This window comes from Shewanella surugensis, from assembly GCF_023284005.1.
GTDB lineage: Bacteria > Pseudomonadota > Gammaproteobacteria > Enterobacterales > Shewanellaceae > Shewanella > Shewanella surugensis.
The window spans coordinates 1-22,430 of sequence record NZ_JAKIKS010000067.1 but is presented as its reverse complement, the minus strand read 5'-3'; the positions used below and the strand labels follow the sequence as shown (position 1 = coordinate 22,430).

Annotated in this window: 21 protein-coding genes and 1 pseudogene; 12 read left to right on the top strand and 10 right to left on the bottom strand. The window is 38.4% G+C overall.

The window, feature by feature from the left end; genetic code table 11:
- Positions 1 to 42 precede the first annotated feature (42 nt).
- From L2764_RS16070 to L2764_RS16060, 3 genes are all read left to right on the top strand, one after another.
- Complete coding sequence (locus L2764_RS16070) at positions 43 to 2,889, top strand: hypothetical protein (protein WP_248941277.1); 2,847 nt, start codon at positions 43 to 45, stop codon at positions 2,887 to 2,889.
- A 105-nt stretch (positions 2,890 to 2,994) separates the two neighbouring features.
- Positions 2,995 to 3,465: a type III secretion system chaperone gene (locus tag L2764_RS16065; RefSeq protein ID WP_248941276.1), complete on the top strand. Its 471-nt coding sequence runs from the start codon at positions 2,995 to 2,997 to the stop codon at positions 3,463 to 3,465.
- Positions 3,466 to 3,660: 195 nt separating this feature from the next.
- Positions 3,661 to 4,500, top strand: a complete 840-nt coding sequence (locus L2764_RS16060) for a fumarylacetoacetate hydrolase family protein (protein ID WP_248941275.1) — start codon at positions 3,661 to 3,663, stop codon at positions 4,498 to 4,500.
- A 122-nt stretch (positions 4,501 to 4,622) separates the two neighbouring features.
- Here L2764_RS16060 and ccmE read toward each other — a convergent pair whose 3' ends face one another.
- Genes ccmE through ccmA form a run of 5 tightly spaced genes read right to left on the bottom strand, consistent with a single transcriptional unit; the run spans position 4,623 to position 7,398 of the window.
- On the bottom strand, positions 4,623 to 5,108 hold the full coding sequence (gene ccmE / locus L2764_RS16055; RefSeq protein WP_248941274.1) for a cytochrome c maturation protein CcmE: 486 nt from the start codon (positions 5,106 to 5,108) through the stop codon (positions 4,623 to 4,625).
- Positions 5,105 to 5,305, bottom strand: coding sequence for a heme exporter protein CcmD (gene ccmD / locus L2764_RS16050; protein WP_248941285.1), 201 nt, complete (start codon positions 5,303 to 5,305; stop codon positions 5,105 to 5,107). Before ccmD ends, ccmE begins: the two co-directional genes overlap by 4 nt.
- Positions 5,305 to 6,051, bottom strand: coding sequence for a heme ABC transporter permease (locus L2764_RS16045; protein ID WP_248941273.1), 747 nt, complete (start codon positions 6,049 to 6,051; stop codon positions 5,305 to 5,307). The genes ccmD and L2764_RS16045 overlap by 1 nt, the downstream gene beginning before the upstream one ends.
- 1 nt (position 6,052) lies before the next feature.
- Positions 6,053 to 6,739: a heme exporter protein CcmB gene (gene ccmB, locus L2764_RS16040; RefSeq protein ID WP_248941272.1), complete on the bottom strand. Its 687-nt coding sequence runs from the start codon at positions 6,737 to 6,739 to the stop codon at positions 6,053 to 6,055.
- A gap of 8 nt (positions 6,740 to 6,747) precedes the next feature.
- Positions 6,748 to 7,398: a cytochrome c biogenesis heme-transporting ATPase CcmA gene (gene ccmA, locus L2764_RS16035; protein WP_248941284.1), complete on the bottom strand. Its 651-nt coding sequence runs from the start codon at positions 7,396 to 7,398 to the stop codon at positions 6,748 to 6,750.
- A gap of 535 nt (positions 7,399 to 7,933) precedes the next feature.
- Here ccmA and L2764_RS16030 point away from each other — a divergent pair.
- On the top strand, positions 7,934 to 8,236 hold the full coding sequence (locus L2764_RS16030; RefSeq protein ID WP_248941271.1) for a c-type cytochrome: 303 nt from the start codon (positions 7,934 to 7,936) through the stop codon (positions 8,234 to 8,236).
- A 77-nt stretch (positions 8,237 to 8,313) separates the two neighbouring features.
- Here L2764_RS16030 and ccmI read toward each other — a convergent pair whose 3' ends face one another.
- Positions 8,314 to 9,534: a c-type cytochrome biogenesis protein CcmI gene (ccmI, locus tag L2764_RS16025; RefSeq protein ID WP_248941270.1), complete on the bottom strand. Its 1,221-nt coding sequence runs from the start codon at positions 9,532 to 9,534 to the stop codon at positions 8,314 to 8,316.
- Positions 9,535 to 9,959: 425 nt separating this feature from the next.
- On the opposite strand from ccmI, the gene L2764_RS16020 reads away from it, so the two are divergent.
- From L2764_RS16020 to nrfF, 3 genes are read left to right on the top strand one after another with little or no spacing between them, the layout of a single operon-like run.
- Positions 9,960 to 11,942, top strand: coding sequence for a heme lyase CcmF/NrfE family subunit (locus L2764_RS16020; RefSeq protein ID WP_248941269.1), 1,983 nt, complete (start codon positions 9,960 to 9,962; stop codon positions 11,940 to 11,942).
- 12 nt (positions 11,943 to 11,954) lie between these two features.
- The gene (locus L2764_RS16015) at positions 11,955 to 12,509 is read left to right on the top strand and encodes a DsbE family thiol:disulfide interchange protein (RefSeq protein WP_248941268.1); all 555 of its coding nucleotides are present in this window, start codon (positions 11,955 to 11,957) and stop codon (positions 12,507 to 12,509) included.
- Complete coding sequence (nrfF, locus tag L2764_RS16010; protein ID WP_283107041.1) at positions 12,506 to 13,003, top strand: heme lyase NrfEFG subunit NrfF; 498 nt, start codon at positions 12,506 to 12,508, stop codon at positions 13,001 to 13,003. The genes L2764_RS16015 and nrfF overlap by 4 nt, the downstream gene beginning before the upstream one ends.
- 74 nt (positions 13,004 to 13,077) lie before the next feature.
- On the opposite strand, the gene L2764_RS16005 is transcribed toward nrfF, so the two are convergent.
- From L2764_RS16005 to L2764_RS15990, 4 genes are all read right to left on the bottom strand, one after another.
- A complete protein-coding gene (locus tag L2764_RS16005) occupies positions 13,078 to 14,295 on the bottom strand; it encodes a dicarboxylate/amino acid:cation symporter (protein ID WP_248941267.1) in 1,218 nt (405 codons plus the stop codon).
- Positions 14,296 to 14,648: 353 nt separating this feature from the next.
- The gene (locus L2764_RS16000; protein WP_248941266.1) at positions 14,649 to 15,110 is read right to left on the bottom strand and encodes a tRNA (cytidine(34)-2'-O)-methyltransferase; all 462 of its coding nucleotides are present in this window, start codon (positions 15,108 to 15,110) and stop codon (positions 14,649 to 14,651) included.
- A 70-nt stretch (positions 15,111 to 15,180) separates the two neighbouring features.
- Positions 15,181 to 16,575, bottom strand: a complete 1,395-nt coding sequence (locus L2764_RS15995; protein WP_248941265.1) for an ATP-binding protein — start codon at positions 16,573 to 16,575, stop codon at positions 15,181 to 15,183.
- Positions 16,575 to 17,258, bottom strand: coding sequence for a response regulator (locus tag L2764_RS15990; protein ID WP_248941264.1), 684 nt, complete (start codon positions 17,256 to 17,258; stop codon positions 16,575 to 16,577). Before L2764_RS15990 ends, L2764_RS15995 begins: the two co-directional genes overlap by 1 nt.
- Positions 17,259 to 17,539: 281 nt before the next feature.
- On the opposite strand from L2764_RS15990, the gene L2764_RS15985 reads away from it, so the two are divergent.
- From L2764_RS15985 to L2764_RS15970, 5 genes and pseudogenes are all read left to right on the top strand, one after another.
- A complete protein-coding gene (locus tag L2764_RS15985; RefSeq protein ID WP_248941263.1) occupies positions 17,540 to 18,034 on the top strand; it encodes a Spy/CpxP family protein refolding chaperone in 495 nt (164 codons plus the stop codon).
- Positions 18,035 to 18,457: 423 nt separating this feature from the next.
- A complete protein-coding gene (locus L2764_RS15980) occupies positions 18,458 to 19,099 on the top strand; it encodes an outer membrane beta-barrel protein (RefSeq protein ID WP_248941262.1) in 642 nt (213 codons plus the stop codon).
- Positions 19,100 to 19,541: 442 nt separating this feature from the next.
- Positions 19,542 to 20,114: an outer membrane protein gene (locus L2764_RS15975; protein WP_248941261.1), complete on the top strand. Its 573-nt coding sequence runs from the start codon at positions 19,542 to 19,544 to the stop codon at positions 20,112 to 20,114.
- A 344-nt stretch (positions 20,115 to 20,458) separates the two neighbouring features.
- Positions 20,459 to 20,803 (top strand): annotated as a pseudogene (locus L2764_RS28270) (hypothetical protein); the annotation flags it as partial.
- 583 nt (positions 20,804 to 21,386) lie between these two features.
- A complete protein-coding gene (locus L2764_RS15970) occupies positions 21,387 to 22,028 on the top strand; it encodes an outer membrane beta-barrel protein (protein ID WP_248941260.1) in 642 nt (213 codons plus the stop codon).
- Positions 22,029 to 22,430: the final 402 nt, after the last annotated feature.

Genomic DNA, 22,430 nt, shown 5'->3' with positions numbered 1-22,430 from the left:
TTATAAGTTTGCTATTTTAAATTTTCATACTGAGAAAAGTTAATGCCATTATACGATGTTGTACAAAGTTCAAGTAAAAGTCCACAAACTTCAGAGCAAACTAGCGTAAGCTCTGTATCTAAAGGACAAAAAACCAGTGCCGCTCAACAAGATGTAAAGGACGTATATGAGCAACACTCACTAGAGCAAACTCAAGATATACTGCCGAGGTTATCACCATCACATATTATTGCTGCAACGCCCGAAAATCAAAAGAATAAATATCAACAGATTTTACTAAGTCCGATTTTCGTGTCTTCGACATATGAGAGCAATAGGTTAGAACCACGGGAATATAAAATAACTGCACTTGTTGATCGAAAAATACAACAACCGAATGTTGCGTTAAGCACTTTTTTTGGTCAGTTGAAAGACATACAAGTGGAAGTTATGCCTGGTGCCAATAGCGGAAATGAAAGTTCTACGTTTGATTTAATTAAAAACCTGAGAAATTTAGGCTACCAAGGCCATATTACGGTATTGACAAACGGCACGCCTGATCCTTTTAGGCATCATTATGAATTAAAAGTCGAAATAGATACGTCTAAAATATCGGCGACAGATTTTATTGATGAGTTTTTTAAGTATCAATCAAGTGCTGTGAGAGAAGAAAATGCAAAGATTGTGCATGTTAAAGTTAAAGATAATGGTGAATATGATGTCAAGTTGGAAATCAATGCACAATTAGGTAATTATAAGTTTTCCGAACCTTCTTCAGAAGAAATACTGGATTTCTTTTCTGCTAGAGCGACCTTATTAAAAGGAAAACAGATGCTTAAGGAGGGGAGTAATGATTGCAATTTACTCGACCTTACATCCGATGGAAAATACTTTGGTGTCACGAAGGAGATAGCTCGCCTGTCTAAAGATAATGTAGATGGAGAAAAAAGGTTATTTCCGAACATAAGTCCTAATAATAAGGTGACGATTAAATTTAGTCTTGAAATGTCATCTGAAGGCTATATCGATTTTGATAAATTGGAAAAGATCAATCCAAAGTATACTGAATTAGAGGGGGTCACTTGGATTAAGAAAGGAGATGAGCAAGATAGAACGGCAACAGCTAATCCAAATGAAACGATTTATATTCGTTCTGCAAATGATACAGTGGTTGATTCTACAAATGACTCAGGGGTGACACCTAAAGGATATTTACAGCTGCAACCTTTTCAGTGGCACTCAGAAGATAGGTTTGTTTCATATGATGGAAGCCGTGTTGATTTTCATACTAATACAGATGTATTAACTTTCCCTGGTACAGATGTGCGTACTGTCATGCCAAGAGATGCAAGTTATAAAACATTTGAACCAATAGCGCGTAAAGATTATGTCTCTCGATTGAATGAAAATGAGACCAGAGTAGGAGATCAAGCTACAGCGAATTTAAGTCAGATTTTTGCAAATACAATGCAAAAAGAGATGGGTTTAATGACGTCTTATGGTATTCATCAGGCTAAAGATGGCGATTCAGCTGCAGTGCTTGATTTAGTGACAAGAGGGCTGGTTGAAGCAGGCAAAAATGCAACCTTGCCAAGTGTTAATGTGATGCTGGTTTCTTATTCAGGAAGTGACTTAAAAGAAAAGCTTCCAAATGATAAGTCTGTTGAATATGTTCATATTAATGATGCCAGTTTAGCTGAAAAAATAGATCAAGCGAAGCAAAAGGGAGAGTCGAAATTATTTGTTGTGCATGCAAATGGGCTTCCTCAACCCATTTTTCAGATAGCCATGCAAGAAAGTACCTACCCTATTTTAACGGAAGGCGCCAATACTATGGGGCAGACATTAAGTTTAGGTAAAGAGTTGTTATTAGTTAATTATAACGATAAAGACACGTCTAGAACAACCTATCCAAATTATGATCTAGGCTTGATCCAAGATTTGGGGCTGGAAGAGACATTTGATAGTGAAAGCCTTCAAAATGGTCGTAAGCAATTATTAAAGTTGACCGATGTCATGTATAAGTCTATTCATTCAGATGAGGATGTTCAGTTTACTGCCAATGTTCTTTCTGGCAATAGTTTAGAAAGGCAAAGTGTTGTTAATTATTATCAAGCGTGTTCGTCAATTAAGTATCACCCAGTGATGGACCAAACAGCAGTTGGATTGTTGGCGTTATCAGAGTTAAAAGCACATGTGGTAGAACATGGCCCAGTACTCAGTATTGCCGATCAACAAAGATTTATAGAGATTAAAGAGCGCTATACTCAAATAACTGAAAGCTTAAGTGTTGAAGATAAAGCTTCTTTCATTAAAGTTGTAACTTCAAATCCGGTAGCGAAAATATTTGAAGCTAAGAAGGCTAATTTAGATATTGCTGAAGCACAGTTAAATCGATATCAGAAAATAGTGACAGAACGACGTATGCAAGAACCAAGACTGGTCCTTATAAAAGAGCGTTATGATCAAATAATTGGGAGTCAAAGGGATGAAGACAGAGCCGATTTCAGAGAGATTGTGACTTTAGTTCCTAAGCTAAAAATGTTTGAAGTTAAGAAAGTTGATGTAGATATGCTTGAAAATCAATTAAATCGATATCAGCAAAGAATTACAGAAAAGCGTGTACTAGAAAGGGAAAAAGCCAGCCTTGAAAGTGCATTTAATGTAATGAGAGCATTAGATGGTACAGCAAGTGTTACTATCGATTCTCAGGTTATTAGCAATCTTACTGAGCTTAGAGAGCTGTTAGATGGTGATGTGAGTGCGCTTCCTAGGTTATCAAATGCTGTAAACAGACAAGTATCCATATTGCAATCTCGAATTGAACTTGATGAGTCAGATTCAGAGTCAGAAGCAGGCAGTGTTGCACTTGGCTTTGGCGGTGATTCATCTTCAGATGAAGATGAATAATATTTATTAGTCGAATTATTGTTATTTAAGTGTCCTTTTTAGTTAAAGGATACTTTAGAGTTGAATGATTTGTAGTTTACATTAGCAGAGTTAAGCGAAAAGTATATGATTAGAAAAAACATGTTTTGTCAGTTGATGAGTGAACTTGCTCGAACTTTTAATATTGAAATGCCTGTTAGCCATGGAGATAATAACTATACGATATCTTTTGCAGAGGATATCAATGTATGTTTATATTTATCTGAAAAGAATCAATTAGCTCATGGAATGATTCAATTTTTAGAATTAAGAGAGGATCAAATTAGTAATGCCAATTTTTATCAGACTCTATTGCGATTGCAATTTTTAGGCTTAGATACCTCTGATTGTTTTTTTGGCATGGGAAATAATAATAAAAACATTTATTTGTTTAAGAATTTTAAGTTAAAAGAAATTTATATTTCTGACTTTATTGAGCAAATGACAGAATTGGTAAATGTATTCAAAAAGTGTCGAGAACAGTTTGCATTAAATGACTTACCTATGGCAACACCTGCTCGAAATATACCCAATCGTGAGTTTCGTATGTTAGTCTAATAGCTCATGACATTTTATTTTTAAATTGTTCAACATATGAGGAATACGCTTGTTTTCTAAACAGGGGGGAATACTGTAAAGGTTACAAATGTTATTTCTCTATGCAGGATACTTACAAAGCTAAATAAAAATTAACTGTCACGCTGATCCATGATGAACAATACTTAAGATCTATTCTGATCGGAGTGAAGCTGAATGAAGTTAATGCGATTTGGCCTTAAAGGTCAAGAAAAGCCGGGTGTGATTATTGATGGTAAAACCTATGACTGCTCGTTATTAGTCGATGATTGGGATGGTGATACATTGTCGAGTATTGATAAAGCTGACATTTTGCAGCAAGCCACATCGGGTAAACTTGTCCAAATTGGGGATACGGTGCGCCGAGGACCCTGTATTGCGAGGCCACCAAAACTCATTGGCGTTGGGCTGAATTATTTAGATCATGCACAAGAGTTAAGTTTAACGCCCCCTGATGAGCCGCTGATTTTTTTAAAAGCCAATAACATTACGGCGGGAGCCTTTGACGATCTTTATTTACCACCGCATGCAAAGCAAGTGGATTGGGAGGTTGAACTGGGTATTGTGATAGGTCAAGATGCCTTTAACTTAGATAATTTAGTCGCGGCACAAGAGGCCATCCTTGGTTATACCATTGTCAATGATATTACAGATAGACATTGGCAATTTGATCGGCAAGGGCAGTGGACGAAAGGGAAGTCTTACCCAGGATTTTGTACCGTGGGGCCGTGGATGTCTTTTAAAGAGGATATACAGGTTGATAATTTAGGGCTTTCACTTGCAGTTAATAATCAGCCAAAACAAAATAGTAATACCAAGCAGCTTATTTTTACGCCGGTTCAGCTGGTGCATTATATTTCTCAATATATGGCATTAGAACCGGGTGATTTGATCTGCACTGGTACGCCTGGTGGAATAGGCTACTCTTCTACCCCACAACAATTTTTGCATGCGGGTGATATTATCATCGCCAGTATTGAGCAGTTAGGGCAGCAAGAGCAGCGTTGTTATAGCTAGTGCTTTTCCTCAGTTAATCTCCGCTGAGTTTATTAATAAAAAGCCTTCATTATTAATAATATGAGGGCTTTTTATTGCAATAGATCACCAACAAGCGAGAGCGATCTATTGCATAAATGCGATTACTGTTGGCTCAGTTGCTCGCCGCTGTAATCTAATTTTTTGTAATTTTCTCCCATGGCTTCAGCGACTTCAGGTGGCATATAATTTTCATCATGTTTAGCCAACACTTCCGTCGCTTCAATACGATTAGGTGAAATAAGTATACCTTGAGCGACAATTCCCTGACCTTCTCTGAATAAGTCGGGTAATAAATCATCATATGTGACAATAATTTCGCCTCCAGAACCATCATGTATGACAAATTCAACATAGAGGCTTTCAGGATCTCTTGACATCGAGCCCATGGTGACCATGCCACCGACTCGGATCCTTTGCCCAATATCCGGCTTGATCCCTGTGTCTTTCTTACCTTGAAGGATCTCTGTTGGGGTGAAAAATAAATTCATATTACTATTTAATGCATAGAGCAATAAAGAAGCGACGGCAGTCACTCCTACGATAAGGGCTACGACTAATGTGAGTCGTTTTTTACGTCTTGAATTCACTTTATATCGCTCCGTCTTGATTTTAACAGCTGTTCTCTCAGTGTTTTTTTATTGATGTCTTGGAATGTTTTTTGTTTTTTATAGCGACTGAGTGCAATGAGTAACCCAAAACTAATGAAGGTAACACCATAAGATAGCCAGACATAAAAGGCGTAACCGCCCATATTGAAAAAATCACTGAGGTTGTGAAATTGCATCATTTGGCTCCTTCTATTTGCGCAAGCTCTCTTACCCAAGAACGCATACTGTTTCGCGCGAGAATTTCTGTACGAAAACGCAGTAATGTGATGGCACCTAAGAGTAAACCAAACCCAACAATATTAATCAATAGTGGATAGAGCATGTCACTAGACATCGTTGATTCTTCGATGATTTTAATGGTTGAAGGTTGATGCAATGAACTCCACCATTCAACAGAATATTTAATAATGGGAATATTCACGACACCGACAATCGCTAGAATCCCAGCCGCTCTAGCGGCCAGGACTTTATCTTCAAATGAGGCGTACAAAGAAATCACGCCTAAATATAAGAAAAGTAATACCAGCTCGGATGTGAGTCTTGCATCCCAGACCCACCAAGTGCCCCACATGGGTTTGCCCCATGCCGCGCCTGTAATGAGTGCAATGAATGTCATCACGGCTCCCACAGGTGCAATTGATGCGGCAACCCAGTCAGCAGATTTTATTTGCCATACCATACCGATAAAAGAGGCACTGGCCATGGCGATATAGGCTGTCATAGACATAGAGGCTGCTGGGACATGAATGAAGATGATGCGATAGCTGTCACCTTGTTGGTAATCGCTTGGTGCAAAAAGGAGTCCCCAGACGGTTCCTATCGCAATAAAGGCGAACGCCAAGTAGCTAAACCAAGGTAGCAGAGTGCTTGATAAACGATATGCTCGCTGAGGGTCGGCATAAGAATGTAACCATTTCCACATATTAATTAGTACTCACTCTCAATGAGGCACCAATAGCAAAAGGTGCCAAAATTAATGATGTTATTAGCATTGCGCCTATGATGGCAAGTTGTCCGGTGTAAGCTAAGTTCATACTGGCCGCATCAATGGCGCTGGTTGAAAAAATCAATACCGGAATGTACAAAGGTAAAATGAGCAAGCTGAGCAATACCCCTCCTTTGGGGAGACCAACAGTCAGTGCAGCCCCAATGGCCCCTAATAAACTTAAAATGGGCGTGCCGAGGGCTAGGGTCATCAATAATGCTTGATAGCTTTGATCATCAAGGTGTAAAAGTACCGCAAGCAAAGGGGCGATAAGAATAAGCGGTACGCCCGTTAATAACCAATGGGCAAATACTTTTGCTAACACTAATAATGTTAGCGGGTGGGGGCTTAGCAGCATTTGCTCAAGACTACCGTCGAGGTGATCGGCTTTAAAGAGTCGCTCTAGAGATAACATGGATGATAATAAAGCGGCGACCCAAATGATCCCTGATGCAATACGACTTAATGTTTGTGGTTCGGGGCCAATGGCAAGGGGGAATAGGATGATCACTAATACAAAAAATAACAGTGGGTTAAAAATATCACTACGATGACGTACAGCAACGTGTAAATCACGTAATAGCACTGTTAGAAATGCTTGAGAATAACTCATGTTGTTTTGCATAGCATTTCTCATATCAGACTATAATCAAGCTGAATTTTTTTGAGTGAATGATGATCGATGAGATTCATATCTTGATGCGTTGTTAAAATGACACAACCTCCACGATTAGCATGCGCTAGAAATAACTGTTCCAGTATGATGACCCCTTTTTTATCAATAGCGGTAAAAGGTTCATCTAAAATCCAAATATTAGCATTACTGTGCCATAAGCGACCCAAAGCAGTGCGTCGATGTTGCCCCGCAGATAAGTGGCCTGTCAAACTATCTTCAAAGCCGCTTAAACCCACTTCATTTAAAATATCAATACAATCAAAATTAGAGTAACCCATTAATTTAAAATTAAAGTTTAGGTTTTCTGCTGCGGTTAATTCACTTTTTACGCCAGGTAAGTGGCCTAAATATAACAACTGGTTTTGATAGTCATCACGGCAAGATTGGATAGGCTTTTTATTAAACAGTACCGTTCCAGAGTATGGGCGTGAAAGTCCTGCTAAAATACGCAGTAAGCTTGTTTTCCCAGCACCATTAGGACCTTCAATTTGAACAATATCGCCACTGTTAATATCGAAACTCAACTCATCAAATAAAATGCGTTCTTCACGGATACAGGTGAGTTTTGCCGCAGAAACGAGAGTGCTATTAATTATTGGTACTGCCACTGCCACATTATCTCCTAGCACAATCACTTAGTTAAAGTCATGATTTATAATGATGTTATTACCCTTAATGGGACTGATCAGTGCTATTTTGTTCGTTGAACGAGCGATTATTTTAAATCATACTTTTTTATATTACGTTGAAATTCACGAAATCGGAATACACCGGAGACCATGCAATCGCTGCTGATATTAACATAAATAGGCCAAGGGGTTTAGTATTGGTTAATGTTGTGTGTCAGATCTTTGATCTGGGTATCGAGTTTGAGGGCTTTTTATTCAGTAAAGGAAGCATATTGACCCCATTTAGAGTTCACATCTGTTATTTAGTAATAACTAATGTTCTATTATAGCGTTATTTTTGTACTAAAATCGAGACCTAGGTGGCATTCTAGTCACAAAAAGGTGAGGTTTATTGCCTTTTGTAGTAGGCTTGTCGCGCTAAAAAGAGTCTGCTTAATTGGATCGATAGACCCAATTTTTAATAAATAAAAAGCGGCGTTGAGCTTTGTATGTATTTGCATTAGGAACATAAATCATGAAAAAACTGTTAGCAATGACTGCAGTAGCAGCATTAACCTTGTCGGCTAACGTTTTCGCCCAAACAGGCGAAGAAGTTTATAACAAGGCATGTACCATATGCCACAGCATGGGCGTTGCCGGTGCACCAAAAGTAAACGATGTTGCCGCTTGGGAACCTCGTCTAGCTCAAGGGATTGATACCTTAATTTCGACTGTTAAAGTGGGTAAAACAGCTATGCCACCAGGGGGTATGTGCATGGATTGTACTGATGAAGATTACAAAAATGCAATCGAATTTATGTCTAAGGAAAAATCATAAATTGATTTATCTTTTACATTAAAAAAACCGGCAATTGCCGGTTTTTTATTTTATCTATATTGAGATGATTTAAGGCACTATTTGACGAGTGTGTTGAGTTCAAGTTGTGCATTTTCTCCAACCACTAGGCTAGCAATGTGCCCCTTAAGATCCCCTGCTTGAGGTTTAAGGTTGTTATTTTTTGATAACACTGCAATCACTTCAACGGCTTCTCCCTTAATCAGTTTTTGTTCACTGAGGCTATCGCTGTTTGTTAATACCACTTGAGTGGGTAATGCGTCAGCAGAGACTTTGATGGCGACTAAAGGCACTTGAGGAACTGTCGTTGTACGAGCAAAAACAAATAATGTATCACCCGTATTAATGTGTGACTGAAGAGCCGATGCCACACTGATATTGAGGGTGAGTGTATTATTTAATTCCGTTTCTATTGCGGCCTGCGGATCGGGCTCTTTCAGTTGTGCTTTGGCATTATTGATTGCATTACTAATAGCCACTCTATCGATATTGTCTTGATTTGTATCGAGAATAAGTTGCCATGCATCAATAGCCGCTTGATATTGCCCATTCAGGAATGCATCCATGCCAACCAGTAAAAGCGTGGAAGGATCGGTAGGGTTGAGTGTTAAAGATTGCTTAATGAGTGATTGTATTTCCGGTGTGAGTGTTTGCTGGGCATCGTAATACATTGCTGTGGCTTTAGGGCCGAGTAATTCAGCATGAATACCAGCCAAATCAATGGCTGTGTCGAAAGCATTAATGGCGGCTTTATATTCATTTGTTGCCATGTAAGCATGACCTAAGCTAAACCATAATTGGCTATTATCGGGTTGAATTTGAGCTTGTGCTTGCATCATTTCGATGCGCTGCTGCATACTCAAGGGGCCTTTTTGCTGACTTTTAGGTGAGTTAGCCCATGCTAATGCTTGATAAGCACCGATAGAGGAGTAGAGGTAGCCAGATATAGCGAGAACAACCAATGTCATCAAACTAGGCCAAAATAAGCCCTTAGGTTTAATGTGGGGCATTAATGCCTCATCTTCACCTTGTTTAATATCTTGTAGTAGGCTAATTTCAAACTCTTGCTTAAGGGAATTAAACTCGTTTTGATCTAATAAGTTATCTTTTAGTTCTTGCTCTAACACATGTAGTCTTTGATTAAACAAAGTGAGATTGGTTTGTTTGCGGACGGTTTTCGTTGCTGTTTTTAATAATGCAGTTTGACGAAAATGAGGTAACCAGATCAATAGGATACTGACTAATATGAATAACGCTAAAAAAATCCATAATGTGGTCATTATTTTATTTCACTTAAATTGGATGATCAAAAAGGCGGAGTACCGCTGAGTTGGTTGCCGATTATACATTCATTACACACTAATATAACCTTAATTTCTCAGTCTTGAGTTTTGCTTCACATTTTGAGTGCATTGTTGGGCGATTAACGGGGTTGCTATGAGACTCATCCCGCATATTTTTGCGAAATAAGCAGACATAATGCGATACAAACACTAAAATAGCGCAAATTAACACCTACGCTAAATGATTAACGAGCGACAGAAGGATGATCCTTTTTGATTATAAAATATATAACAATATGTTATTTGGAACGATTTGCTCAGTTGAACGTTTTATTGAACAGCAGTGGGAAAGCGATAATGGCATATATCGTTTTGAACTCGTTTGTTGAGTTAGGCCTACCCAATATTAAAGAGGTAACAGCATGATCCCTGAACTTGGACATTTTTCGCTAATATTAGGCTTGGCTTTTGCTGTGCTATTGGCGACGGTCTCATTAGTGGGTGTGGCTCGAAAAGATCAATATCTTGTCGGTTACGCACGCCCTTTAACTTATGGCATGTTTTTGTTTATTTGCTTTTCTATTCTCGCTTTGGGTTACAGTTTTGCTGTTGATGACTTTTCTGTCGCCTACGTGGCTAATCATTCGAATTCTTTATTGCCCTTTTTCTTTAAATTGGCTGCAGTCTGGGGAGGTCATGAAGGATCGTTATTGTTTTGGGTGTTCGCGTTATCTGTATGGACATTGGCGGTCGCTTTATTTAGCCGCAATCTAGAAGCGGCCTTTACTGCTCGAGTCTTGGCGATTTTAGCCATTATCATCGGTGGTTTTATTTTTTTTATGCTGTTGACTTCGAATCCTTTTGAGCGCTTATTTCCCATGCCGATGGAGGGGCGCGATTTAAACCCTATGCTGCAAGATGTGGGGTTAATTATTCATCCTCCTATGTTGTATTTGGGTTATGTCGGTTTTTCTGTGAGCTTTGCTTTTGCCATTGCGGCGCTGATGAGTGGACGATTAGATTCTGCTTGGGCGCGCTGGACACGCCCTTGGACTCTGGCTGCTTGGGTATTTCTAACGGGTGGTGTCGCATTAGGTTCTTGGTGGGCTTATTATGAACTAGGCTGGGGAGGTTGGTGGTTTTGGGATCCAGTTGAAAATGCTTCTTTTATGCCTTGGTTAGTGGGTACGGCATTATTGCACTCTTTAATTGTCACAGAAAAGCGTGGCACGTTTAGAAACTGGACTGTATTGCTCTCCATTTTTGCTTTTTCTTTAAGCTTGCTGGGCACCTTTATTGTTCGCTCTGGGGTGTTAACCTCAGTGCATTCTTTTGCATCCGATCCGGGTCGAGGCATGTTTATCTTGCTATTACTTGCGATCACAGTGGGAGGCTCATTAACCTTATTTGCTTTTAGAGCCAGTAATCTGAAGAGTCCCGCTAGGTTTGAATTAATGTCAAAAGAAACCATGTTATTAGCGTGTAATTTGATTTTGACGGTGGCCTGTGGAACCGTGTTGTTAGGCACGCTTTATCCTTTGATTATTGATGGACTTGGCATGGGAAAAATTTCTGTCGGCCCGCCTTATTTTAATGCGGTATTTGTGCCTATCGTATTGGTACTCTTTGTTGTCATGGGGATTGGTCCTCTTATTCGCTGGAAAAAGGCTAAAGCGGGAGAGCTACAAAAGCAGTTATTATTACCAGGAGTCATCGCTTTATCGGCTGGTATTGCAGTGCCTTATATTGCTGGTGGTGAATTTAAGCTTTGGGTGATGTTAGGGATTAGTGCTGCAGTTTGGGTAACGTTAACGACATTAAGAGCGGGGTATAATTTATTACAGACAAACCAAGGTCAATTACAGTTTAGGCGTTTAAGTGGCAGTCAGTGGGGGATGTTGATTGCGCATTTAGGTATAGCGGTATCGATTGTTGGTGCGACGATGGTGTCTAATTATTCTGTTGAAAAAAGTGTCCGTATGGGGCCTGGGATCACCCAAGAGTTAGCGGGTTATGAGTTTACTTATCTAGAAACCAGACAGGTGCCGGGGCCAAATTATATGGCTCAGCAAGGGCAAATAATGGTTGCCAAAGATGGCAAACAAGTGGCTTTATTGCAACCGGATAGACGTCAATATACGGTGCAGGTTATGAGCATGACCGAGGCGGGTATTGATTGGGGGCTGTTTCGTGATCTTTATGTCACTATGGGGGATCCCATAAACAGCACCGAATTTGCTGTACGATTGAATTATAAGCCTTTTGTTCGTTGGTTATGGTTCGGCGCAATCTTCATGATGCTGGGGGGGTTATTAGCTGCATTAGATAAGCGTTATCGTGAACGAAAAACAGCGGCAGTGACGAATAAGGTTACACCAACTCAAGTACAACTCGTGACGATATAGCAGGCGAAGCAGATGAAAAAATTAATATTATTTATTCCATTGGCCATCTTTTTAGTGATGGGTGTGCTCTTATATCGTGGTTTGTTTCTTAATCCACAAAAACTAGATTCAGTGCTTGAAGGTCAGCCTGTTCCTAGTTTTGAGTTGCAACGTTTAGAAAATGCTGATGAGTTACTCAACAACACCAATATTCAAGGTCAAGTGTCATTACTGAATGTCTGGGCGACGTGGTGTCCATCATGTAAGTACGAACATCCTTTTTTGATGCGTTTAGCCAAACAAAATATTTTACCTATCTACGGCATTAATTATCGTGATGAGCGTGATGCGGCGATTAAAGAGTTGGCCACAGAAGGTAACCCCTATGTACTCAATTTATTTGATAATAAGGGGCGTTTAGGCTTAGATTTGGGGGTGTATGGTGCACCTGAGAGCTTTCTTGTGGATCATAAAGGTATTATTCGGTTTCGCTTTGCAGGCCCAATAGATAACCGAGCTTGGACTGAAACCTTATTCCCTATGGTTAAACAGCTTCAAGCCGAAGCGCGTGAGGCAAATCGATTATGATCGCCTTGGGTTATAAACGATTTATCTTGTGTATTTGGTTTAGTCTGAGTGCCGTTTTTTGGATGAATACGGCGGCGAATGCGACGCCTGTGGATACTTATCAATTCAAATCAGAGGATAATCAAGTACGAGCGCTTTCTATCGCAAATGAATTGCGCTGTCCGCAATGCCAGAATCAAAATTTAATCGACTCAAATTCTCCTGTAGCACATGATTTACGTTTAGTGGTCTTTAAAATGGTTGATGCAGGTAAAAGTGATAGTGAAATCATTGAATTTATGACCAGTCGTTATGGTGAGTTTGTGCTTTATAAACCTAAAATGGAACCTAAAACCTATTTACTGTGGTTAGGACCATTAGGGTTATTATTAACCGCATTTATTATCGGTTTATTTTTGATTCGAAAGCACAGTTCACGGACTAATGTCATGCAGTCGATGAGTGATGATGAGCAAAAAGAACTAGCAGACTTACTCAGTGAAAATAAAGAGTAGTGGGCCGTGATTAAAAAGAGGGGAGACTGTCGGCTGACAGTCTCCCCTCTTTTTAATACTGATCCTTAGGCAAACTATAACCCTTTGCTTTTATAATGCTTTTTATCGAGTGTGTTGTTTAGGCTATCCACCGTTGTTGTCACGGCTAAATCGCCCGTTACGCTGGTAGCAGTGCGGATCATATCCATTAACCTATCAATTGCTAATACGATTGCTATACCTTCGATAGGTAACCCACAAGTCGCGACAACAACAAAGAGTCCTGACATGGCCACAGCTGGTACGCCCGCCGCACCAATAGAGGTGATTATAGAGACAAAAATGATTAATACATATTGTGGCGTAGATAAGTCTATACCAGCGATATTGGCAATAAAAATACTGCTTAATACATAGTTTAACGACGATCCATCCATGTTGATGGTCATCCCTAACGGTAAGACAAAATGTGCCGTTTCTTTAGACACTCCGAGTCGTTTTTTGGCCACATCGAGCGTTATAGGCAAGGTCGCTACACTGCTACTGGACGAAAAAGCCATGAGTTGAGCACTGATGACTTTCTTGAAAAAAGGTAGCGGAGAAACCTTAGCGATCAATGTGAGTAATAATGCATAAACACCGTATATTTGCGTTAAGCAAGCCACATAAACCAGTACTAATAGCTTGATGAGTGGCGTGAGTACATTAATGCCTTGAGTACCAGCGATAACGGCAATAATAGCAAAAATCCCTACGGGCGCAATTTTAATGACCAGCTGCATTAGTGTTAGCATGACATCACCCATAGAATCGATGGCGTTTTTAAAAGCATTGCCTTTCTCGCCGCTTAAATTAATGGCAACGCCAATGAAAATTGCAAATACAATGGTTTGGATCATATTGCCTTCAGCCATGCTGGCAATAGGATTGGTGGGAAAGATGTCGACTAGCATATTGATGATGGAAGGAGGCGCAATAGTGTCACTATTAGTGAAACTAATGAGAGGCAGGCTATTACCTAAATCACCGACATGAAACACTAAAGCAAAAGTGAGCCCGACAAGAGCTGCCATTAATGTGGTTAAAATATAGAGAGAAACAGAGCGTAGACCAAGATGGGTGAGGTTGGATAAATCTTTATTGGCGGTGATGGCAGTAATAATACAACTAAAGACTAAAGGGATAACTAACATTCGAATTAAGTTTAGAAAGATATCGCCGACAGGTTGTATAACGTCAATGGGGGGACCAATTAAATAGCCTGCGATGGCCCCAAGAAAGACACTCAATAATATTTTTAGCCACATTTGCATAGCGGACTCCATTTTATTATCTAATATTATTACGTTGCCAGCATTTTTAGTGGATGAATAGTCGAAAGTTTGTAAAGTTGATTAATATTTTATTTTTCAACGCTTAAGTAAAGCAAGATGATTACGTACCTTAATGATAACTAATGTTTTTTATATTATTCATATTAATAATGTTTTGTTTCTATATGTGTGTTTAATATTGTTAAATTGATATGTCACGGGTATATGTTGAGTTGTAGTCCGTTAATCTTGAAGATGTGGGCTTTATACTTCGGTGAACGAAGGAGTGTACTTCTGAGAAGCTTCATTTCGTCACGTCAGTGTAACGAAATGAATAAATGAATACAGAAAGTTTAAGCCCCTTCGTAGCCTAATTGTCGCCAAGCTTCGTAACTAATGATAGCGACTGAGTTTGATAGATTTAAACTACGACTGGTTGGCATCATAGGGATCCTTAGGCGCTGTTCTAAGGGGGTGGCATTGATGATATCCATAGGTAACCCACGTGTTTCAGGCCCGAATAGCAATACATCGTCTTTTTTAAATATAATGTCTGAATGAGGACGGCTACCTTTGGTTGTGCATGCCATAATGCGTTTTCCTGCCATGGCTTTTAAAAAGGCATCAAAATCAGGGTAGCGAGTCATATTGGCCAAATCACTGTAATCAAGCCCCGCACGACGTAATTTTTTTTCTTCTAAATCGAAGCCTAAAGGCTCAATCAAGTGCAGCTGACAGCCATTGTTGGCTATTAGGCGAATAATATTTCCGGTATTAGGTGCGATTTCTGGTTCGTATAGCGCAATATGAAACATGACAGCCTACTTATAAAAAATGAGCGAAGATTATAGCAATAGTGTATTTAAGTTTAAACGGATGAGCCGATCATCTTGTGAAAAAAGATGATTGGCTTTGTTGTGGTAGTGAAATAGTGACTTTTAAGCCATGAGGTTTAATATTTTCCGCTTTGATACGGCCTTCATGTGCTTTAATACCCGCATAAGTAATGGCGAGTCCTAACCCCCAGCCACCAGTTTCTCTTTCTCTGGCAGATTGCGGACGATAAAAAGGTTTAAAAATAGCCTCGAGATCATTCTCATTACTTATCCCTGGACCATCGTCAAAAATTTCGATATCGACATGGTGGTTGTGTTGCTTTGCACAGATGGTAATACTGTCATTAGCATATCGAATGGCGTTGCGTAATAAGTTTTCAACGGCTCGAGATAAAGGCTTTGGATAAACGGGTAATGTTATCGATTCTGAAATTTCAATATTCAGTTGCTTATGTTGTTGACCCGCTTCAAAATCAGCATCATCTAATACTTGGCTGAGTGTTTCAGCCAATTCTAATTGTACTTTTTTATCTTGAGTGTTTAGCTTGAGTCTAGACAGCTCTAAAAGCTCCGCTATCATTTTTTCTAACAGCTCAGCCTCATAACCAATGCGAATAATTTCTTGGGTTTCTTGACCTTTTTTACGACTAAGTGCTAACGATAATTGTAATCGAGTCAAAGGGGTACGTAATTCATGTGAAATGTCACTGATCAGTCGTTGTTGTGTTTTTACCATGTCTTCAACGGCATCGGCCATACCGTTAAAGGCTTTTGCTAATTGCCCAAATTCATCTTGGCGCAGAGTTGTTTTAATATTAACACGGCTGCCTAAGTCTCCTTTAGCTAACGCATCTGCACTGGATTTTAATGAGCGCAGAGGTTTGCCTAAATTCCAAGCAAGTAAACCACATAATAAGCCGGATAATAAAATGGCTAAACTGAGCGTTAATAGTTTATTCTCGGTAAAAAAGAAAAACCAAGGACGTGGTCGATGATCTGGTGCATGGCCATACAGTGAATATTGTTCTCCGCCCACATTAAATTGGTAAGGTCCGAACATCAGTTCATCTTCAAATTGGTATTTTATAGGGCGGTTAGAATTGTCAGCCATTAAAACAAATCGTCTTAACATTTTGGAATTTCTGGCGTTATTTAATAGTTTCCCATGCTCGTTGATAATAAATAAACGCACAGGTTTACCTTGCGGGTCACGGAAACGATAGAGCCCTTGCCAAGCTTGCTGTGAGGCTAACAACTCAGGGTTATCGATGATTCGGTTAGCCACCGAGACTAAGATATGGTGCAATGGTGGTGGGATCGGTACTCCACTGTCGTGATTTTGCTGTAATAAGGGTAAGATCCCGACAGTGGCAATAATCAAAGAGCTGCAGATCCAAAAGCTAAGTAACAGTTTAACAAACAGACTATTAGGTATTTTTTTCATTAGGGGAGCCAAATGTAACCTTTTCCACGAATGGTTTTTACTCTGGGTCTTGCATCTTTACGTTCAGGCATTTTTTTTCGTAAATTGGATAAATGCATGTCGAGACTTCGATCGAAGGGCATGAGCTTTTTGCCTAATACGCTTTCACTGAGTGTTTCCTTACTGACCAGTTCGCCAGCATGCTGAACTAATTCATGCAGCAAGCTGAATTCAGTGCCTGTTAGTAAAATAAGCAAGTCCTGACAATAGACTTCTTGCCTCGTTGGGTCGAGTTGTAAATCGCCGAAGTCTTGTATGCTTTTTGGGGTATTTTGAGGTAATAAATGCGTTCGTCGAATGATCGCACGAATTCGAGCGACTAATTCTCGATCGTTAAAAGGTTTTGGTAGGTAGTCATCGGCACCAATTTCTAAACCTACAACGCGATCAATTTCATCGCCACGAGCGGTGAGCATTAATACTGGTGTTTGTTTTTTATGCCGTATAGCGCGTAGCACTTCAAAACCGTTGAGCTTGGGTAACATGACATCCAATAGAATAAGATCAAAATCTTGTTCTAAGGCGAGATCTAAGCCCACTTGTCCATTATGAGCTAGGGTGAGTTGAAAGCCTTCTAGCTCTAATAGTTGTGCGAGTAATTCAGAAAGGCCTAAATCATCATCGATTAATAATATGCGGTTCATACGTCTCCCTTAACATTGACAAAATCCAAGTAACTAAAAGTATGGAGATATGAACAGTATACTGTGTTTGATGTCAATTGTGGTTTTCTTGTGTAAGTATATGTAAATATTGAAATCATAATGGTTTTTATATATAGATAATTATTATTCTACAGGTTTATTTACAGTCATTTACCCCAGTTATTCTCACATTGACATAGGTGCTGTCTATACTAAATAACAGAATAAACACAGCTAACTTCTTAGCTGTTAAAGATAACGTAAACTAAGAGGCTTCAAACATGAAATCAAAGACATTAAAAGCAGGTCTATTGGTAGTATTAGCAAGTACTTCTCTGATCACCAGTGTAGTCAATGCTGAAGATGGTAGCAATACATCAACTGAGCAAAAGCGCATGAAGAGCGATCACGGCCAAGATCGTAAATTAAAGAGCATGTTACATAATCTTGATTTAACGGATTCACAGAAAGCACAAGTAAAGAGTTTAGTTGAGGCCAGTAAAGCGGCGAAGAAAGACAGCCGTTCTTCTGATGCAGATCGTCAAGCGATGAAAGAGCAGATTTATACGTTAATCTCTGCGCCCACTTTTGATGCAGCGAAAGCGAAGCAGTTAATTGCATCTAAGCAAGATAAGCGTGAAGAAGGTGTCGTTAATATGCTGAGATTACAAAATGAGGTATATCAAGTACTGACTCCAGAGCAAAAAGTAAAGTTTAAAGAGAATTTTGATAAGCCACATAAAATGAATAAAGTGCCTCATCAGCCAACACGATAAATATAATATTTAAATAGCGACCTAACCCTATTTGCTTTTTATGTGAATAGGGTTGCTGACTTTTTTCGAGCTTAATGCATTAAGCTTTGCATGAGCAAAATATAATGAAATTAATTTAATCTTTTTAATTTTTTATCGACTTTATTTTTTTGATAAGAATCAATGTTGTTGGAGTTATCACCTCTGTTTTATTTATAATAACGCCCTCTGTTAAGTTTACATTCAGCTTTGATTTATTCTAATTTAAAAACATGTAATTATATAATGTTCGACCTTTTATTATACGATGATAATAGTTTGTTTTTATTTTTATAAACATTGTTTTCTGGCTAGTACTTTAGTCGATCAAGTCTGTTTATTTCTTTTTCTCGATGTTAATCTCCGCCGCCTTAGAATGAGATGAATCAATTAATCGGATTAACAATGAAAACGTTTTTGACTGCTGTAACATTATTATTAACTTTAGGTTGTGCAAACACAGCAATGGCTGAAACCAATGATACTGGCTTTTATGTCGGTGGTGATATTGGTCGTACTCAATTAAAATTTGGCTCACTTTTGGATGATTCGACTACCAGTGTTGGCGCTTATGGTGGCTATCAGTTCAATGAGTGGTTTGCGATTGAAGGTCATGTTTTTGGTACTGCTGATTATGATACGGGTTTAGAAGGACAAAGTGGTTCTTATAACGGTAATACTTTTACGATTACTAAAGCAGATGTGTCGGCAGCTGCGATTTCTATTACACCTAAGGTGACATGGCAGATTAATGAAATCTTCTCCGCTTATGCAAAGGCTGGTATAAGCTATATGCAGGTTAATTCTGAGTGGGGCGCAACTTTAAACGGATCTTATGGAACGAGTTCTCTAGACTATGACGGTTTCGGCTATGTTCTTGGCGCTGGTGTGAATGCCGCAATCACACCACATTTAGTGGTTCGTTTAGGTTATGAGTTTATGAATGGCGATCTTGAGACTAATGATTCGCTAGCTCAAGCGACTAATATGGATAAAATGGATACCGATTTATCACAATTTAGTTTAGGTCTGCATTACCAATTCTGATTGTAGGGTAAGTTATCATTAAAGTATTATTATTGATGGTAGCCGATTAATGAAAGAGAGCGTAAGCTCTCTTTTTGTTTAAATGGAGGCTCTATTTTTAGTGACATATTCCACCCCACCCACTTTTTTATTCTGTTGAATACACTCATTTCTCTCCTGTTATTAAATTTTATTTTAAATCCTAATTCATTCTCAGTTCACTCGGCATTAATTCAATAAATTGCAGATCTTTTTAAAGTAACCCATCTTCTGAGTCCTTAATGGTTGTCAGTATAAAAGTGTCGACATCAGTAAATATTTCAACTAGCTTATTATTTTACCATTGAACAATGGCATTATTTTGAAGTGAGATGATGATTGTTGCATGGTGAACGATGAACGATTATATATTTTAACTATTTGATTTATATGTTAATTAACATTATCTACACAAGGAGTTGTGATGAAGAAAATCATTTTACTGAGTTTGTTATTATTATCCACTTTGGCTGTCGCTAAGCCTCAATATCCCGGTTTTTATGTGGGCGGTGATATCGGCACGACTCGATTAAGTTTCGATGATCTTAGTGGTAGCGATTCAGCTGTTAGTTTTGGTGCGTATGGTGGCTACAACGTTAACGAATGGTTTGGCATCGAAGGGCACTTGTATGGTACCACCGATTATAGTGATGTGAATGGTGAAAATATTAATGCTGGCGTTTTTTCGGTGACGCCAACATTTACGCTCAATTTTAATGATATGTTCTCGGGCTATTTAAAAGGGGGCATCTCTTATATTGATATTAGTTTCGAACAGGATACGGCTTATTGGGGGACCTATACGAATGATTTAACGGGTATCGGCTATGTGCTTGGTGCTGGGGTCGATGCTGCTGTGTCTGAGCATATAGTGATACGTTTGGCTTATGAGTTTACCTCGGGTGATTTAGAGTTTGATAATAACTATTATTATTATGATCGCAATTATCAAACGAATTTATCTCAGTTTAGCTTAGGTGTGCATTACCTATTTTAAATTCAGATGGTGTATTCTAGGCAACTTTATTCAGATGTTCTTGTTGCCTTTTTAGCCTATTTATCTAAATTTTTGGCGAGTAAAAACTTATAACAACTTCTTTGAAAACAAAGATATTATCATTTGGTTTTATTTTTATTTTTATTTTTGTTTTTAAAGTGGTTGTAATGAAAAAATGTTATGGGTCGGCTTTGTTGCTAATGGCTCTTTTAGGATAGGCTTCAGTGGCTGCAGAGACAGATAGAGAAGGTTTTTATGTCGGTGGTGATTTAGGCTCAACAGAATTAAGTTTTGATGAGGGAAGTAAAAGCCAGTCGGAATAAAGTTTAGGTCTCTATGATGGGTATCATTTTTCAGATTGGTTTGGCATAGAAGGACATATTTTTGGTACCGGTGATTATAGTGATGATAGTGATGATAGTGATGATAGTGATGATAGTGATGATAGTGATTTCGATAGGAATGCATCGGCTTTCTCTGTTGCTCCAAAGATCACGTTACACTTTAATGATATTTTCTCAAGTCATGTAAAAGCAGGTCTTACGTATATCGTTATTTCGAATGAAGTTGATACTGGTTACTGTACCTACACGAATGATTTAAGTGGTGTAGGGTATACGCTAGGTGTGAGTGTCAATACTGTTGAAGTCGAGCAAGGCGGCGAAGAAAGAAGGTCGTTATTCCGATGAGGAGCGTTAAGCGATGAAAGCACATATTTATGCATTAATTGCTGCGCCCACGTTTGATTAAGCTAAAGCGAAGCCATTAATCATATCGGAGCAAGATAAGTGAGAAATGGGGGCATGCTTAAATTACACAATGAGGTGTATCAAATTCTGACTTTAGAGCAAAAAGTGAAATTTAAAGAGAATTTAGATAAGCCACATAAAATGAATAAGGTGCCCCATAAACCGACTCGATAAAGGTTTATGTTAAAAAGTTTTCGGTTAACCTTATTTGTTTATTATTAATTTAAGGTATTTTAAAAATAAATGGCATGATTTAATTACTTTGTAAAGCTCATGTGCCTATAACATATTGTATCTACTGCTCTAATAAAAATACTTTTTGTTAAGCTAGTATTCAGGTGTTGTGTTTTTTATTTATAATCAAGTTATTATATACTTGTCGCACTGTTGGAATCATTGGTTTTTACTTTTAAATTCATTAATAACTGGCTAGTACTTTAGTCGATCAAGTCTATTTATTTATTTTTCTCAGTGTTAATCTTCGCCGCCTTCGAATTAAGTCGTTTATTTTATAGGATTAGCAATGAAAGCATTTTTAAGCGCTGCAGCATTAATATTAACCTTAGGCTGTGCGAATTCAGTAATGGCTGAAACCAATGATACTGGCTTTTATGTGGGTGGTGATATTGGCCGTACTCAATTAAAGTTTGGCTCACTTTTGGATGATTCGGCTGCTAGCGTGGGTGTGTATGGAGGCTATAATATTAACGAATGGTTTGCATTAGAAAGTCATGCTTTCGTTACTGGAGACTATGATTTAGGATATAAAGGTAGTCAGATCGTTTTATTTAATCAGAGTGCTACTATAAATAAATCAGAACTTTCAGCTGTAGCGGTTGCTATCACACCCAAAGTAACATGGAAAATTAACGATATTTTTTCTGCATATGCCAAAGCAGGTGTGAGCTATATGCAAGTATCATCAGAATTCTATTTTTCTGGTAGCGATCTTTATGGAAGTACGGTTATGGAACATGATGGTTGGGGTTATGTATTTGGTACTGGTGTGAATGCAACCATTACACCGCATTTAGTGATCCGTCTAAACTATGAATTTATGAGTGGTGATCTTGAGTCTGATGATTATCTTGCTAAAGCTAGTGATCTAGAAGAAATAGATACAGATTTTTCTCAATTTAGCTTAGGGCTGCATTACCAGTTTTAAAGTAAGTCAATATATTGGAAGCAGCATTATTAAGGCGTTATTGCTGATTTTTTAGAGGTTTTATCTGTAATGTTGATATTTTAATAAGATTCAACATTTCAATATTTATCCTACACGTCTTAAATGTTAATATTCTGGTTCTTTTTTGCATTTAAGTAGTTGTAATGAAAAAATATGGAAGTTTGACCCTGTTAAGTACCTGAGTATTAAATTATCATAAATTCGTTCACTATTAGAGCAACGTGATAATTTCAGTACTTATCGCATCATTGAACTTGTTTGTTTATCATTATTTTTGTATAACTATCATTAGTATATGAATTATCACTTTTTATAAATGAAACAAGTTAGAGCCCTGTTACCTCATGAGTTCACCACGCTAGAAGAAGCGTTCAAGAATCA

Excerpts from the sequence above, each read along its gene's own strand:
- L2764_RS16070 (WP_248941277.1), top strand. The coding sequence starts at position 43 with ATGCCATTATACGATGTTGTACAAAGTTCAAGTAAAAGTCCACAAACT.
- L2764_RS16065 (WP_248941276.1), top strand. The coding sequence starts at position 2,995 with ATGATTAGAAAAAACATGTTTTGTCAGTTGATGAGTGAACTTGCTCGA.
- L2764_RS16060 (WP_248941275.1), top strand. The coding sequence starts at position 3,661 with ATGAAGTTAATGCGATTTGGCCTTAAAGGTCAAGAAAAGCCGGGTGTG.
- ccmD (WP_248941285.1), bottom strand. The coding sequence starts at position 5,305 with ATGCAATTTCACAACCTCAGTGATTTTTTCAATATGGGCGGTTACGCC.
- L2764_RS16045 (WP_248941273.1), bottom strand. The coding sequence starts at position 6,051 with ATGTGGAAATGGTTACATTCTTATGCCGACCCTCAGCGAGCATATCGT.
- ccmB (WP_248941272.1), bottom strand. The coding sequence starts at position 6,739 with ATGCAAAACAACATGAGTTATTCTCAAGCATTTCTAACAGTGCTATTA.
- L2764_RS16030 (WP_248941271.1), top strand. The coding sequence starts at position 7,934 with ATGAAAAAACTGTTAGCAATGACTGCAGTAGCAGCATTAACCTTGTCG.
- ccmI (WP_248941270.1), bottom strand. The coding sequence starts at position 9,534 with ATGACCACATTATGGATTTTTTTAGCGTTATTCATATTAGTCAGTATC.
- L2764_RS16020 (WP_248941269.1), top strand. The coding sequence starts at position 9,960 with ATGATCCCTGAACTTGGACATTTTTCGCTAATATTAGGCTTGGCTTTT.
- L2764_RS16015 (WP_248941268.1), top strand. The coding sequence starts at position 11,955 with ATGAAAAAATTAATATTATTTATTCCATTGGCCATCTTTTTAGTGATG.
- nrfF (WP_283107041.1), top strand. The coding sequence starts at position 12,506 with ATGATCGCCTTGGGTTATAAACGATTTATCTTGTGTATTTGGTTTAGT.
- L2764_RS16005 (WP_248941267.1), bottom strand. The coding sequence starts at position 14,295 with ATGCAAATGTGGCTAAAAATATTATTGAGTGTCTTTCTTGGGGCCATC.
- L2764_RS16000 (WP_248941266.1), bottom strand. The coding sequence starts at position 15,110 with ATGTTTCATATTGCGCTATACGAACCAGAAATCGCACCTAATACCGGA.
- L2764_RS15995 (WP_248941265.1), bottom strand. The coding sequence starts at position 16,575 with ATGAAAAAAATACCTAATAGTCTGTTTGTTAAACTGTTACTTAGCTTT.
- L2764_RS15990 (WP_248941264.1), bottom strand. The coding sequence starts at position 17,258 with ATGAACCGCATATTATTAATCGATGATGATTTAGGCCTTTCTGAATTA.
- L2764_RS15985 (WP_248941263.1), top strand. The coding sequence starts at position 17,540 with ATGAAATCAAAGACATTAAAAGCAGGTCTATTGGTAGTATTAGCAAGT.
- L2764_RS15980 (WP_248941262.1), top strand. The coding sequence starts at position 18,458 with ATGAAAACGTTTTTGACTGCTGTAACATTATTATTAACTTTAGGTTGT.
- L2764_RS15975 (WP_248941261.1), top strand. The coding sequence starts at position 19,542 with ATGAAGAAAATCATTTTACTGAGTTTGTTATTATTATCCACTTTGGCT.
- L2764_RS15970 (WP_248941260.1), top strand. The coding sequence starts at position 21,387 with ATGAAAGCATTTTTAAGCGCTGCAGCATTAATATTAACCTTAGGCTGT.